The organism is Sphaerisporangium album (genome assembly GCF_003323745.1).
Taxonomy (GTDB): domain Bacteria; phylum Actinomycetota; class Actinomycetes; order Streptosporangiales; family Streptosporangiaceae; genus Sphaerisporangium; species Sphaerisporangium album.
In genome coordinates this window covers 156481-171987 of record NZ_QOIL01000017.1, presented here as the reverse complement: position 1 = coordinate 171987, position 15507 = coordinate 156481, and the positions used below count along the sequence as shown (strand labels likewise).

General features: G+C 72.1%; 6 protein-coding genes (1 of these 6 only partly in view). All 6 read left to right on the top strand.

All coding sequences use genetic code 11. From position 1 onward, the window contains the following. Tightly spaced (each overlapping or abutting the next), the 6 genes in view from DQ384_RS42370 to DQ384_RS27780 form a layout consistent with a single transcriptional unit that may run on beyond the window. Positions 1 to 11575 carry the final stretch of an SDR family NAD(P)-dependent oxidoreductase gene (locus DQ384_RS42370; protein WP_220183166.1) on the top strand. 12665 nt of this gene lie to the left of the window's left edge, so 11575 of the gene's 24240 nt are visible here — the last part of the coding sequence; its start codon lies beyond the left edge, outside the window; its stop codon occupies positions 11573 to 11575. Continuing rightward, complete coding sequence (locus tag DQ384_RS27800) at positions 11572 to 12531, top strand: LnmK family bifunctional acyltransferase/decarboxylase (RefSeq protein WP_114031838.1); 960 nt, start codon at positions 11572 to 11574, stop codon at positions 12529 to 12531. The genes DQ384_RS42370 and DQ384_RS27800 overlap by 4 nt, the downstream gene beginning before the upstream one ends. Further along, positions 12518 to 12754, top strand: coding sequence for a phosphopantetheine-binding protein (locus DQ384_RS27795; protein WP_114031837.1), 237 nt, complete (start codon positions 12518 to 12520; stop codon positions 12752 to 12754). The genes DQ384_RS27800 and DQ384_RS27795 overlap by 14 nt, the downstream gene beginning before the upstream one ends. Then, entirely contained in the window at positions 12751 to 14010 is a 1260-nt protein-coding gene (locus tag DQ384_RS27790) for a hydroxymethylglutaryl-CoA synthase family protein (RefSeq protein ID WP_114031836.1), read from the top strand. The genes DQ384_RS27795 and DQ384_RS27790 overlap by 4 nt, the downstream gene beginning before the upstream one ends. Next, positions 14003 to 14242: a phosphopantetheine-binding protein gene (locus DQ384_RS27785; RefSeq protein WP_114031835.1), complete on the top strand. Its 240-nt coding sequence runs from the start codon at positions 14003 to 14005 to the stop codon at positions 14240 to 14242. The genes DQ384_RS27790 and DQ384_RS27785 overlap by 8 nt, the downstream gene beginning before the upstream one ends. Then, entirely contained in the window at positions 14239 to 15507 is a 1269-nt protein-coding gene (locus DQ384_RS27780) for a beta-ketoacyl synthase N-terminal-like domain-containing protein (RefSeq protein WP_220183165.1), read from the top strand. Before DQ384_RS27785 ends, DQ384_RS27780 begins: the two co-directional genes overlap by 4 nt.

Here is a 15507-nt window from a genome sequence, read left to right as displayed (position 1 = left end):
GCCGCACTCCCCGCTGCTCGGAGCCCTCCAGTGGCAGGACGCGCTGCGGGCCGCCGGTCTCACCCCGGCCCGCACGATCGGCATTCCCGGCACGCCCGTTCAGGACATCGACCAGTGCGTCCTCGTGGCCGCGCGGCAGGCGGCCCCCTCGTCCGGCTCTCTCCGCACGCCCGTGCGCGCCTACATCAAGCGGGTGTTCGCCGAGGTGCTCAAGTACCCCACGGCCGAATTCGGCGAGCGCCTGACCTTCGACAACTTCGGGATCGACTCGCTGGTCAGCCAGAACATCGTCCAGCGGTTCGAGCAGGACCTGGGCGCCCTGCCCGCCACCTTGCTCTTCGAGAACCTGACGATCGACGAACTGGCCGAGTACCTGGTGGACGAGCACGGCGAGCGGCTTCGCGCGTTCTTCGGGGCCGCCGATGAAGATCCGGCAGGGGACGGGAAGGGTTCCGCCGGGCGCGGTACGGGCCGTCACGCCGAGACGGCCGGGGACGAGGTCCGCCCGGCCACATCCCAACCCACAGCGCCCCAGGCCGCAGGAAACCGCGAGGAAGGGCAGCGTCAGGAAGGGCAGCGTCAGGAAGGGCGCCGGAGGGAACAGCGTGAGCCGGCCTCGCTCGACATCGCGATCGTCGGCGTCACCGGCTGCTATCCGCGCTCGCCCGACCTCGACGCCTTCTGGCGCAACCTGGCCCAGGGGACGAACTGCGTGACCGAGGTGCCCGAGGACCGCTTCGCTCTCGACGGCCTCTTCGACCCCAAGCGGGGACGCAAGAACCGCACCTACAGCCGGTGGGGCGGCTTCATCGAGGGCGTCGACCTCTTCGACCCGGCGTTCTTCGGCATCCTGCCAAGGGACGCGGAGGCCATCGACCCCCAGGAACGGCTCTTCCTGGAGACGGCGTGGACGCTGCTGGAGGACGCCGGCTACCTGGGCGAGCACACCAGAGAGCCGAGCACGGGCGTCTTCGTCGGCACGATGTACGGCTCGTACGGACGCATGGCCGCGGCCGAGGGCTGGCCCGAGGGCAGGTTCGCCGGCGCGCACTCGGCGTACTGGTCGATCGCCAACCGGGTGTCCTACGTGCTGGACCTGCGCGGGCCGAGCTTCGCCGTCGACTCGGCCTGCTCGTCCTCGCTGACCGCGATCCAGCTCGCCTGCGAGAGCCTGCGCCGCGGCGAGTGCGCGCTGGCGATCGCGGGCGGGGTGAACCTCATCCTGCACCCGGCCCACCACGTCGCGCTCTGCTCGATGAACATGCTCTCGGCGGGCGACGCCTGCAAGGTGTTCGACGCGTCCGCCGACGGGTTCGTCCCCGGGGAAGGCGTCGGCGCCGTCCTGCTCAAGCCGCTGGCGGAGGCCGAGGCCGACGGCGATCGGATCTACGGCGTCGTCAAGGGAGCCTTCGCCAACGCGGGCGGCAGGACCTCGGGGTACACGGTGCCGAACCCGAACGCGCAGGCCGACCTGGTCGCGGAGGCGGTCCGGCGGTCCGGTGTGGACCCGCGGACCATCTCCTACATCGAGGCGCACGGGACGGGTACCGCGCTCGGCGACCCGATCGAGATCGCCAGCCTGACCAAGGCGTTCCGCGCGACCGGGGACGTCCCCGACCAGTGCGCGGTGGGGTCGGTCAAGGCGAACATCGGCCACCTCGAAGGGGCGGCGGGCATCGCCGGGCTGACCAAGGTCCTGCTACAGATGCGGCACGGCCGGATCGCTCCCTGCGCCAACCTCGTGACGCCCAACCCGAAGATCGACTTCGCGGGGTCCCCGCTCCACCCGGTGACCGAGCCGGCCGACTGGCCCCGGCCGGTGGTCGAGGTCGACGGGGTCCCGCGCGCCTTCCCGCGCCGGGCCGGCGTGAGCTCCTTCGGCGCGGGCGGCGCGAACGTGCACATCGTTGTGGAGGAGTACATGCCGCTCGACACCGAGCCGGACTTTGCGGCCGCTTCCGGAGGGCGCGGCGTAGCCGCGTCCCAGGGGGGCACGGCGGCCTCCCCCGTGGACGGATCCGCGGTGCAGGACGCGACCGGAGAGGAGCAGCTCGTCCTGCTCTCGGCCCGTACGCGCGACCAGCTCCGGCTTCTGGCCGGACGGCTCGCGGACCTGGCGGCGAAACCGGACCAGGACGAGCTGTCGCTGCGCGCGCTGGCCTACACGAGCCAGGTGGGACGGGCGGAGCTGCCCGAACGACTCGCGGCACGCGCGACCGGCATCTCAGAACTGGCGCACAGCCTGCGCGCCTTCTCCGACACCGGGCGGGCGGACGGCGTCGTGGCGGGCACGGCCGGAGCGGACTCCGGCGGCCTCGACCTGCTCGACGACGGCGCCGGAGCGGCCTTCGTGGAAGCGTTGGCCGAGAGGCGGCAGCTCGCCAAGCTCGGGCGACTGTGGGTGGCGGGCGTACCCGTCGACTGGCGAGCGCTGTGGCCCCAGCCCAGGCCGCGACGGGTCACCATGCCGGAATACCCCTTCGACCGACGCCGCTACTGGCTCCCCGAGCCACCTCCCGCCGAGCCCGCAACCGGTCCGTCCGTAAGCATTCAGTCCGCAACCGCTCGATCTGCAACGGCTCCATCCGCAACCGCACCGTCCACGAGTGCTCCCTCCACGGCGGCTCCCTCCACGGCCGCCGAGTCGACGGCCGTCAGGCCAGGGAGGCGGGTCTCGGAGGCCGTGACGGTCGTCCTGGATGAGGATGCCGATGTCCGGTGCACCTACCTTCGGCCCGTCTGGGAGCGGTCGCCTCTCGGGGACCGCGACGGGGGCCGCGACGGGCGTGCGGCGCCGCGTACGGCCCTGATCCTCGGCGAGGACGACCGAGTCGGCGCGGAACTGGTCCGGAGGCTGGGCGCGGAGGGGACGCGCTGCGTGCTCGCGACCCCAGGAAGGGCGTTCGAGAGGCGCGGCGACGACGTCTACGTCCTCGACCTCGCCGACGCCGGCGACGCCAAGCGGCTGATCGAGGAACTGGCGCGACGCGACGCGCTTCCCGAAGCACTCGTGCAGGTCCTGACCGACACGTTCCCCGGCCCGGACGTCGCCGGCCTCACGGCGGGGCTGGACCGGAGCTTCTACCCCCTTCTCTGGATGGCGACCGCCATCCTGGAGGCCTCGAAAGAGCCGCTGCGAACTGTCGTCGCCCACGTCGAGGACGACGGCCGGTCCCGGCCCCACCACACCGCGCTCGCCGCCGTCCTCCGGACACTCGCGTTGGAGCACAGCCGCTTCAGCGGCGCGAACGTGGCGCTCGCCGACGCGGTGCCATCGGTGGACGCGGCGGTCGCCTCGGACGCGGTGATGGCCTCGGACACAGTGATGGCCTCGGACGCGGTGGTCGCGGCGGACGAGGCAAGTGCGGCTGACGCGGTGGAAGCGGTTGTCATGCAGGGCAAGCCCACCGCGACGCCCGCCACGAAGACTGCGGATGCCGTGGATGGGGCCCACGTAGGCGGCAGCGGCGGCCCAGCCGACATCGAGGGCACCGTGGACTACCCGAGCACCGTGGACTACCCGAGCACCGTGGACTACCAGGGCACCGTGGACTACCAGGGCACCGTGGACCCGGTGGAGGTGGCCGCTCGGGTCGTGGACGAGCTTGGTGTGCCCGACTGTGAGGCCACCCCCGAGAATCGGGTCACCGAGCTGCGCTACCGCGACGGGATCCGGTGGCGTAAGACCCTGGAAGCGTTCCGCCCCGCCCCGGCCGAGCTGCGGCTGCGGCGCGGCGGCACGTACCTGATCACCGGGGGAGCCGGTGCGATCGGCCTGGCTTTCGCCGAGTTCCTGGCCGCCCACGGCCCCGTGAACCTGGTCCTGACCGGCCGCTCGACACTGGACGCCGCCACGCGGGCGAGGATCGACGCGCTGCCCGCCGTGTACGTCCAGGCCGACGTCCGGTCGGCGGCCGGGCTCCGCCGCCTGGTCGAGGAGACGCACGGGCGGTTCGGCGCGATCAACGGCGTCATCCACGCGGCCGGCGTGCACCGCGACGCGCGGGCCGTGCGCAAGGAACGCGCGGACGCCGAAGCCGTCCTCGGGCCCAAGGTGCTGGGCACGGTGCTGCTGGACGAGGCCCTGCGCGACGAGCCGCTGGACTTCCTGGCGCTGTTCTCCTCGGTCGCCGCCGAGACCGGCAACCTGGGACAGGTCGACTACACCTACGCCAACGCGTTCCTCAACGGCTACGCCGAGCTGAGGGAGGCGCGCGGGCGGGGCAGGACGCTCTCCGTCTGCTGGCCGCTGTGGGAAGAGGGCGGCATGACGGTGGACGACGTCACCCGCCGAATGTTCGAACGCCGCTGGGGCAGCGTCCCGATGGGGACGGAGGCCGGGCTCACCGCGTTCGCGCGCGGGCTGGCCGGATCGGAGGCCTGCCTGGTCGTGGTCGAAGGCACCAAGGACAGGACGGAGAGGAACATGACCAACCCGCCCACGGACACGACCAGAGGTACCACCACTCAGAGGGTCGCCGGCTCGGCCAACGGCAGATCCCCCGCCACCGACTCCGACAGGTCCACTGACACGACCGTCGGCAGGTTCACCGAGACGACCACTGCTCCGACCACCGACCCGATCACCGAGACGACCACTGCTCCGACCGTCGGCATGCTCGCCGACACGACCGCCCATCCTCTGTCGGGCAGGGAAGCCGTCGCCGGTCCCGTCGACCTCGACGAGAGGGTCCGGGCCGACCTGCGCGGGGTGGCCGCCGGGTTCCTGCTGGTGGACGAGGACGACGTGGACCTCGACGCCGACCTCCAGGACAGCGGCTTCGACTCCATCTCGATGGCGGAGCTGGTCGACAAGGTGAACGGGATGTACGGCATAGACCTGCTTCCGACCATCCTGTTCGAATCCTCGAACCTGACCGCCTTCGCGGACCACCTGGTACGAAGCCATCCAGCTGAGGTCGAGGCCGCCCACCGCACCCACATCCGCGAGCCCGAGCCCGCGTATACGGACAACACCACCGAGCCGGGGCCGGTCCGCCCGGCCGGGATCGCGGTCATCGGTATGGCGGGCATGCTGCCCGGCTCGCGGGACCTGGAAGAGTTCTGGCGGCACCTCGCGGACGGCGACGATCTCGTCCGCCCGGTGCCCGAGGACCGGGCCGAACTGCGCGCGGACCCCGCGACCGCCGAGGTCCGCGCCGGATTCCTGGACGACGTGCGCTCCTTCGACGCCGCGCTGTTCGGGATCTCGCCCAAAGAGGCCGCGACGATGGACCCGCAGCAGCGCCTGTTCCTGCAAACCGTCTGGCGGGCCATCGAGGACGCCGGGTACCGGCCCTCCGACCTCGCCGGGACGTCGACCGGCCTGTTCGCGGGCGTGTCCGCGTGCGACTACGACGACCTGCTCAGGGAGCACGGCGTCCCCGTGGAGGCGCACACCGCGAGCGGCGTGGCGAGCTGCATCCTGGCCAACCGCGTCTCGCACGTCCTCGACCTGCGGGGACCGAGCGAGGCGATCGACACCGCGTGTTCGAGCTCGCTGGTGGCGCTGCACCGGGCGGTCCGGGCGATCGAGTCCGGGGAGTGCGACACCGCGATCGCCGGAGGCGTCAACCTCACCCTGAGCCCAGGTCTCTATGTCGCGTTCGCCGAGTCCGGCATGCTCAGCGAGGACGGCGCCTGCAAGACCTTCGACGAGCGGGCGGACGGGTACGCGCGGGGCGAGGGCTGCGGGGCGGTGCTGCTCAAGCCGCTGGCCGCGGCGCTGGCCGGCGGCGACCAGATCCTCGGCGTGATCAGGGGCAGCGCCGTCAACCACGGTGGCAAGGGCACTTCGCTCACCGCGCCCAATCCCGAGGCGCAGGCACGCGTCCTCGCCGACGCGTACCGGAAGGCGGGGGTCGATCCGGGCACGGTGAGCTACATCGAGGCCCACGGCACGGGGACGCGGCTGGGCGACCCCATCGAGATCGAGGGGATGAAGAAGGCCTTCGAGCGGTTGTACGCCGAGTGGGACCGGTCGGCGCCCGAGCTGCCCCACGTGGCCGTGGCCTCGGTGAAGACCAACGTCGGCCACCTGGAGGCGGCGGCGGGCATCGCCGGGCTGCTCAAGGTGCTGCTGTGCATGCGGCACGGCGAGCTGCCGCCGACCATCCACTTCGACCGTCCCAACCCGTACCTGCGTCTGGACGGCACCCCCTTCTTCGTCAACGACCGGCTCAGGCCGTGGGACGGCGTGCCGGACGCCGCCGGGGTTCCGGTCAGGCGCGCGGGGGTGAGCTCGTTCGGCTTCGGCGGGACGAACGCCCATGTCGTCCTCGAAGCGTACGAGCCTGTACGAGACGTCGCATCGGGCACCCGTCCCGGCACCGACTCGGGTACCGGTGCCGACTCTGGCACCGGCCTGAACCCGGGCTCGCGCGCGGGCGGCGGTCCTCGGCTGCTCGTGCTGTCGGCGCGCACGTCGGAGGCTCTTGAGGAGTACGCGGGCCGGCTCGCCCGCTTCCTGGAGGAGCATCCGGACATCGACCTGGCGCGGGTGGCCTACACGTTGCAGGTGGGGCGGGAGTCGATGGCCGAACGCCTGGCCGTGCCCGCCGACGACCTGGAGTCGGCCGTCCGCGCGCTCACCGGAGGTGCGGACGCCCCTGACGTCCACCGGGGCACCGTCCGCAAGAAGGCGCGTGGGCGCGCCGACACCGGGGCCACGGAGCCGGCCCGCGCGGGGTGGGAAGGTGCCCATGCTGCGGATCTTGCTCGTGCGTGGACGGCGGGTGCCGACGTTCCGTGGCGGGACCTCTGGCCCGAGCCCCGGCCTCGCAGGCTGGCGCTGCCGAGCTTCCCGTTCGAGCGGGTCGAGCACTGGTTCAAGGTCCCGTCCCAGGCCCGGACCGATGAGCGGCCCGCCGCGCGTTCCCGCGCGGTTCGCCCCGGTGCTGCGGCGGACGCGGTGCCCGAGCCGATGCGGACCCGTGGGGCGAAGGCGCGGCTACGTCCGGCCCGCGCCGGCTCGGTGGCGGAGCGCGCGTCCGAGCAGGGAAGCGGTGCCGAGCATGGGGGCAGTGCGAAGCGGGGAGGCGGTGCGCAACGGCCGTCGCGGCTGCGGATGTCCGCGACCCGTAATCCGACCACCGCGCCGGTCAGGGGCCCCGAGCCACCTCAGGCCAGGGACTCTCGACCGACCCCCGGCAGTACCTCCCCGCGACCTCCGATCGGGATCCCCGAGTCACCCCAGAACGGCGTCTCCCAGCCACCTCGGAGTGGGGTCTCCCGGCCAGGGAGCGGGGTCTCGCAGTCACCTCGGAGTGGTGTCTCCCGGCCTTCTGGGAGTGGTGTCTCCGGTGTCCGTCCGAGCGGTGCTTTCGCGCCGGGTTCGGATGGTGTCTCTTCGGTGGCGGGAGTCGAGCGGATGCTGCGCGAGCGGCTTTCCGGGATCCTGGGCACCGATCCGGCGCAGGTGGCGGTGGACACGCCGTTCGCGGAGCTCGGCCTTGACTCGATCTTCAGGATGGAGCTGGTCAAGGGCATAAACGCCGCGTTCTCCCTCGACTTGCAGGCCTCGGAGCTCTACGAGTACGACACCGTCGAACGGCTGAGCACCGCCGTCGAGACCGCGATCGCCGGACACACGCCAACGGATACGGCTTCGCCGGAAACGGATGCGCCGGAAACGGCCACGACGCAACCAGCCACGACGGACCCGGCCACGGCGGACCCGGCCACGACGGAAAGAGCCTTGGCGGACCCGGCCACGGCTGACCCCATCGCGGAAGTCCCGGCCGCCGAGGTCGTGATAGACGAGCGGCCGGTGCGAGGGTGGCGCGACGGGAAGCGCGGCTTGGACGGGGCCGATGGCGGATCCTCCGGTCGACCACTCGACATCCCGCGCCGCCTCTCCGGCCCCTCGGCCGGCTCCGCGAAGGACCGGCTCGCCCACCTGGTGAGCAGGGTCGTGGGGAGGGAGCTTGACGCGCAGAGGAGTTTCGCCGACAACGGGCTGACCTCGTTCGAGATGCTGCGCGTGGTGAGCGCCCTGGAGAAGCAGGTGGGGGCGCTGCGCAAGACCCTGTTGTTCGACCACCCCACGGTGGACGACCTGGCCGCCCATCTCGCCGCCGAGCATGGCGAGGCCGCGCTCCAGGAGCCGTCCGAAGCACCGGCGACCACCGTGGACGTGGCGGACGCCCGCAACGGTCGCGGCGGCCGGGACGGTCGCGGTGCCGACGCTCGAACCCCGCTGGAGCCCCGCGGTGCCGGGGACATGCGCGAGGCCGTGCATTCCCAGGGCGCCCGAGACGCCGGGGCGGTCCCGTACGCGGACGGTGGGGTGTCGGTCGTCGAGAAGAGGCGGCTGCCCGAGTGGCCCGAGCTTCGCGACCTGGTCGCGGGGATCGAGCGGGAGCACGCCAAGGAGGGCGGTCTGGCCGGCCGGGACATCGCCCCGCTGGCGTTCCTCGGGTCCGCGCGGAAGGGGTACCTGAACTTCTCCGAGAAGGACGGCAACCTGCTGGCCTGGAGTTACGTGGGCTCCGAGGAGTACTTCCCCGAGCTGATCGAGGAGTACGCCGCCTACGCCGAGCGCAACGGGCTCAAGCCCAACTTCCTGTCGATGATCCCGGTCGGGGAGGTCGGCGGGCGGCCGTACACCGCGACCCCGTTCGGAGCCGTGCAGCGTCTCGACGACCTGAAGGCGTTCACGCTCAAGGGCGGCCGGATGGAGCGGCTGCGGTACATGGTGCGACGGTTCTCCAAGAACGCGGAGTGCCGTACGGTCGAGCACCGTCCGGGCGAGGACCCCGAGGTGGACCGCCAGATGGCGGAGCTGGTCGACCAGTGGGGCGGCGGCAAGCAGATGGTGAATCCGTACGTCTCGGTCGTCCGGCGGGAGATCGAGGGCGGGGCGCTGGACACGCGGCGGCATCGGGTGTTCCTGACCTACCGGGACGAGGTGCTCACGAACGCCGTCATCATCACCAAGATCCCGTCGGAGAACGCCTACCTCCTCGACGCCGAGTTCTATCCGAAGACGATGCCGCTCGGCGGCCTGGAGTACGCGATCACGCGGATCATCGAGACCCTCGTGGCCGAGGGCGTCACGATGTTCAGCTTCGGCGCGAGCTTCGGTGTCCAGTTGGAGGAGGACGCCCCGAACGCGGCGGGCGACGTCATGGAGGCGATGGAGGAGCTGCGCTCGGTGGGCATCTTCGGCGAGGGCAACTTCCAGTTCAAGAACAAGTTCCGCCCGGTGAACGTCCCCATCTACCTGTGCCGGTCGGCGGGCCCCGACCGGACGTCCGTCGCCGACGTCATCCTCATGATCGCCGACCCGCACGTCGACACGAACGCCGGCGCGGGCACCAGAACCGGCGCGGACCCGTACGCCGACGCCGATACCAAAGCCGACATCAACCCCAATGCCAACGCCGACACCGCCCCTTCGGCTTCGACCCCGGCTCCGTCCCCGGCGGCCTCGACCACGGGCGAGCAGGCGGCGCGGGCGGCGGTGCTCGCGGCGCATGGGTACAACCCCGTCCGGATCCCCGCCGATCAGGTCGAGATCGACCTGATCACCGACTCCTGGGCCGAGCTGGACTCCCCCTACATCCGGCGGCGGGCGCGCGAGCTGGCCGACCGCGCCGCCGCCACACCGGACGTCACCGAGCTGCCCGGGATCGGCTGGCTGCCGTTCTCCCTGGTCGTGCCGACCGGTTCGGGGCGTGCGGCGGAGGCGCTGCTGTGCGGGGCGTGGCCGGGCAGGCGCGGGACGGTGCTGCACAACGGGCTGTTCCCCACCTGGTACCTGAGCCTGGCCGACGCGGGCTTCGAGCCGGTCCGGATCCCCGGCACGGAGGAGTCCGGCGAGATCGACGTCGAGGCGCTGCGCACGGCCCTGGACGGACGGAAGGACGTGTCCTTCGTCTGCGTCGAGGTCAGCGACAACGCCGCCGGAGGGTATCCGATCGCCCCGGCGAACCTGCGCGAGGTGAAGCGGGTCGCCGCCGGGTACGGTGCGCCGCTGGTGGTCGACGGGGCGCGGATCGTGGAGAACGCGGTGTTCGTCGCCGACGAGAACGGCCGCCCGGAGTGGGACGTCGTCAAGGACATCTTCCAGATCGCCGACCATGCCACCGTCAGCCTGTCCAAGGACTTCGGGGTGACGTCCGGCGGTCTGCTGGCGACCCGGGACGCCGCCGTCGCCGCGACGGTGCGTGAGCGGATCGCGACGCTGGGCCGGACGGCGGGCCTTCACGACCGCAAGGTGATCGCGGCGGCACTGGACGACACGGCGGCCGTGTCGGCGCAGGTCCGCATGCGGATGGAGGCCGTCGCGACCCTGTGGCGGGGGCTGGCGGACGCCGGGGTGCCGGTGGTCGCGCCGGTCGGCGGCCACTGCGTGCTCCTGGACGTCGGCCGCATGCCGATGCTCGCCGATCACGACCACCCGCTCATGTCGTGCCTGGCCTGGATCTATCGGGAGACGGGTGTCCGGGGCGGACCGCACCTCGGCCGCGAGGGCTGCGTCCGGCTCGCGGTGCCGGTCGGGTTCGGCGTGGCGGAGGCCAAGGACGTGGCGGCTCGCCTGGCGGCGGCGTACCAAGAGGTGACCGGTGAGGAGGCGACCGGGCACAAGGCCGGGCACAAGGCTGGGCACAGGGCCGGGCGCGCGGCTGCGGACGTGCCGAGGCTCGTCGCGGACCGGGAGCTGCGCGGGGCGGCGGCGGCCCAGGCCGAGTACCGTCCGGCCGAGACCGTGCCCGAGGACGTGCGGGAGGCGCTCCGCGAGGGGCACAGGCCCAGGAACGAGAACCTCGCGGTGCTGCGCGAGCGCAACCCCGAGGTGGCCGAGCGCCTCGTGCGCACCCCGGACGGGGACGTCGAGGTCTTCACGGCCGGCTCCGGCCCGGTGCTGCTGCTCATGCACCCCTTCAACATCGGCGCGGGCGTCTACGCGGAGCAGTTCGCCGCGCTCGCGGACCGGTACCGGCTGGTGAGCGTCCACCACCCGGGCGTCGGGCGCACCACGGCCGCGGCCGACATCACCTTGGACGGCATCGCCCGCCTGTGCCACGACGTGCTCCGTGAGCTGGGCGCGGAGTTCCCGGTGCACGTGGCCGGCTGGTCGTTCGGCGCGCTCACCGCGCTGTCGTTCGCGCTGCGGTATCCGAAGGACACGGCGTCGCTGATCCTGATCGCCGGCTCGCACCGCATCGGCAACCGGGTCGGCGAGATCAACCGCCTGGAGGTCGTCGCGGCGGAGGACTTCGACCACGTGATCGAGCGCAGCGGCTCGGAGCGCCTGCGCGACGAGCGCGAGGCGCTGGTGACCACGCTCCTGCGGTCCGAGAGCATGGACCCGCAGATCGGCCTGCGCTACCTGGACGTGTTCGCCGACCGTCCCGACCTGCTCGCCAGGCTGCCCGAGATCGCCGCGCCCACCCTGATCGTCCAGGGCGCGCACGACACCGTCATCCCGGGCAAGACCGCACACCTGCTGCACGGCGCGATCCCGGACGCGGAGTACGCCGAGATCGCCGACGCCGGGCACTTCCCGGGGCTGACCAGCCCCGGCGCGGTCAACTCCATCGTCGCCGACTTCCTTGGACGGGTCTCATGAGCGTGACCACGCACGACAGGACCGAGACGAGCGACGGGAGCACGGCCGCCCGGTCGGTGCTGGTGAAGCCCGGCATGTGCGGGCACAACTCGCTGTTCGTCGGCCGGCTCGGCGACTGGACGTGGGAGACCGTCAGCGACCTGTGCGGCACCAACGCCTTCGACGCCACCAACGCCGACGGCTCGCCGACCTATCTGTCCTTCTACTACTTCCACATCCGCGGGAGCCGCCAGATGCACGTCCACGGGCTCACCTTCGGTGACCGGCTGCGGGTGGCGTCCCGGCTGTTCGACTTCGGCAGCGAGTCGATCCTGACCCTGCACGAGGTGCGCCCGGAGGGCGGGCCGGACGCGCCCGTCGACCCCGACCGCTTCTACGCCTACGACGACCCGCGCTGCATCTACGTCGAGAACTACAACCGGTGGATCAGCAGGAGCCGCCCCGGCAGCAACAGGGACCTGGTCAAGTCGTCGCCGGTCGGCTTCCGGCACGACCATCTGCCCCGGCTCCCGGACGCGTACTCGCCGCGCCGGGTCTACGACCACGCAAGGAACCGCCTGACCTTCCTGGACGGCCTGCCCGCCGACCGCGTGCCGCGTCCCGGGTTCACCCTCGACTACCCGATCGACGCGTCGCGGGACCTGAACGGCGTCGGCCTGCTCTACTTCGCCAGCTACTTCTCGATCATCGACTGGGCGCTGCTGCGCTACTGGCGGCGGCTCGGCCGGGGCACCGCCGCGTTCCTCGACCGGGTCGTGCTCGACCAGCGGCTGTGCTACCTGGGCAACGCCGACGCGGACTCCGTGCTGCGGATCTCGGTGGACTCGTGGCAGAAGGCGGGCGACCCCGGCGACGAGATCGTGAACCTGGTGGTCCGGGACCGGGACACCGGCCGGACGGTCGCGGTCAGCACCCTGCACGTGCTCTCGACAGGAGGTGCCCATGACGGTGCGTGAAGACGTCAGGCTGGTGGTGCACCAGCAGATCGCCGAGATCCTTCCCTCGGCGCGGATATCCGGAGAACTGCATCTGAGGGAGCTCGGCGCCGACTCGGTCGACCGCGTCGAGATCCTGCTCGGCGTGCTCGACCGGCTCGGCCTGCGGGCGCCGTTGTCCGACGTCCGCGACGTCCCGAACGTGGACGCGCTGGTCGACGTGCTGGCGGAGCGTGTGTCATGAGCGCCGGCATCGAGGCACTCAACGTGTACTGCGGGCTGGCCCAGATCCCGGTGAGGTCCCTGTTCGAGGGCCGGGGGCTGGACCTGGACCGCATGGGCAACCTGATGATGCGCAACCGGTCGGTCGGCCTGCCGTTCGAGGACCCGGTCACCAACGCGGTGAACGCGGCCGTCCCCATCGTCGACCGGCTCGACCCGGCCGAGCGGGACCGCGTCGAGATCCTGATCACCTCGACCGAGTCGGGCCTGGACTACAGCAAGTCCGTCGCCTCCTACGTGCACGAATACCTCGGCCTGCCCCGCAGCTGCCGCGTGGTCGAGGTGAAGCAGGCCTGCTACGCGGCGACGGCCGCCGTCCAGATGGCGGTGGCGTACGTGGCGTCGGGCGTCTCGCCGGGGGCCAAGGCGCTGGTGATCGCGACGGACGTGGCACTGGTGGACGAGCGCGCGCAGTACGCCGAACCCGCCACCGGTGCGGGCGCCGCCGCGGTCCTGGTCGGCGAGGACCCCCGGGTGCTCGACGTCGACCTCGGCGCGTTCGGCAACCACAGCTACGAGACGCTGGACTCGGCCCGTCCCTCGCCGTCCTTCGACATCGCCGACTCCGACCGCTCGCTGTTCGCCTACCTCGACTGCCTGACCAACTGCTTCGAGGACTACCGGAGCAGGGTCGAGGGCGCCGACTTCGCCACCACCTTCGACTACCTGGCCATGCACACGCCGTTCGCGGGCATGGTGAAGGCGGCGCACCGCAAGCTGATGCGCGAGTTCACCGGCACCGCGCCCGCCGAGGCGGAGGAGGACTTCACCCGGCGGGTGCTGCCCTCGCTGGCCTACCCGAGCGCGGTGGGCAATCTGTGCTCGGGGTCGGTGTACCTGGCGCTGTGCAGCCTGATCGACCACCTCGGCGACGCGGGCGGCCCGCAGCCGGACGACCGCGCCAGGGTCGGGCTGTACTCCTACGGCTCCGGCTGCTCCTCGGAGTTCTTCAGCGGCCTGGTCGACCGGCGGTCGGCCGAGGAGCTCGCCGCGATGCGCATTCCCGACCACCTGGCGGGCCGCTGCGCGCTGACGTTCGAGGAGTACGCCGGGCTGCTGCCCGCGAACCTGCGCTGCCTGGTCCCCGACCAGGACAGGCGGATCGACGTCGAGGCGTACGAGGGCATCCTCGACCGGGCGCGGATCGACCGGGACCTCCTGGTCAACACCGGAACCAAGGACTACCACCGGACCTACGAATGGTTGTCATATGAATGAGGACGTCATATTCGAGACCGTCAAGCGCAACGTGCTGGAGGTGCTCCCCGACCTCGAACCGGACCGGGTCACCATGACCGGCACGCTGACCGACCTCGGCGCCAACAGCGTCGACCGGGCCGACGTGGTCACGATGACCATGGAGGACCTCGGCCTGGTCGTCCCGATCGCCGAGTTCCGCGACGTGCACGACATCGCGTCCCTGGTGGACCTGCTGAAGAGGCAGGCGTGAAGGTCGTGATCACGGGCATGGGCGTGGTCTGCTCCGTCGCCGCGACCGTGCCGTCCTTCGCTCGGGCGCTGCGCGAGGGGAGGTGCGGGATCGGCCCGGTGCCCGACATCGGCGACGGCGGCCCCCGCCTCGCGGCGCTCGTCAAGGACTTCCGCTTCGAGGACGCGGTCGCCGCGCGGACCTCGCTGCCGGAGGAACTCCGGCAGAGCGCGCTGCGCGCCGCTCGCCGCTCGCCGGAGCCGCTGAAGATGGACCTGGTCGCGGCCATGCAGGCGTTCGGGGACGCCGGGCTGCACCGGTGCGCCCCGCCCGCCGACCGGCTGGGCCTGGTCGTCGCCGGGCACAACCTGAGCTCCGGCTACGTCCAGGACCTGTATCCGAAGTACGAGAACAACCCCGAGTACCTGCCGGCCCGGTTCGCGCTGCACTTCATGGACACCGACCGGGTCGCCACGCTGAGCCAGGTGCTCGGCGTCAAGGGCGAGGGGTACACCGTGGGGGGCGCCTCGGCCAGCGGCAACGTGGGCATCGTCAACGGCAGCCGGCTCGTGGAGTCGGGCGCGGTGGACGTGTGCCTGGTCGTCGGCGCGACGACCGACCTGTCGCCGATGGAGAAGCGCGGCCTGGCGACGCTCGGCGCGGTGGCCGGCGCGGGCGACGCGGAGCCGGAGCTGGCCCGGTGCCGCCCGTTCGACGTGCGGCACGAGGGATTCGTCCCCGGCCAGGGGTCGGCGTGCGTCGTGCTGGAGGGGGAGGAGTCCGCGCGGGCGAGGGGCGCGGACGTCCTCGCCGAGCTTGCCGGGTACGACCTCAAGCTGGACGGCAACAGCCTGCCCGACCCGCACGAGGACGGCGAGGCCAAGGTGATGGCGGGCGCCATGGCCATGGCCGGCGTGCGGCCTGGCGAGATCGACTACGTCAACGCCCACGCCACCGCCACGCCGCTGGGGGACGAGGTCGAGGTGCGGGCCCTCGGGCGCGTCCTCGGCCCGGCCTTCGGCAGGCCGTGGGTGAACGCCACCAAGGGCCTGGTCGGGCACTGCATGTGCGCGGCGGGCGTGGTCGAGGCGGTCGCCACGGTGATCCAGATCCGGCACGGGTTCGTCCACCCCAACCTGAACCTGCGGCGGCCGATCGACGACGGCTGCCGCTTCGTCCACGGAGCCGCGGAGCCCGCGGACATCACCTGGGCCCTGTCCAACGGCTTCGGCTTCGGCGGCTTCAACACGAGCATCGTGCTCAGGCGGCCGCCGCATGCCCCATGA

Excerpts from the sequence above, each read along its gene's own strand:
- DQ384_RS27785 (WP_114031835.1), top strand. The coding sequence starts at position 14,003 with ATGAATGAGGACGTCATATTCGAGACCGTCAAGCGCAACGTGCTGGAG.
- DQ384_RS27790 (WP_114031836.1), top strand. The coding sequence starts at position 12,751 with ATGAGCGCCGGCATCGAGGCACTCAACGTGTACTGCGGGCTGGCCCAG.
- DQ384_RS27800 (WP_114031838.1), top strand. The coding sequence starts at position 11,572 with ATGAGCGTGACCACGCACGACAGGACCGAGACGAGCGACGGGAGCACG.
- DQ384_RS27795 (WP_114031837.1), top strand. The coding sequence starts at position 12,518 with ATGACGGTGCGTGAAGACGTCAGGCTGGTGGTGCACCAGCAGATCGCC.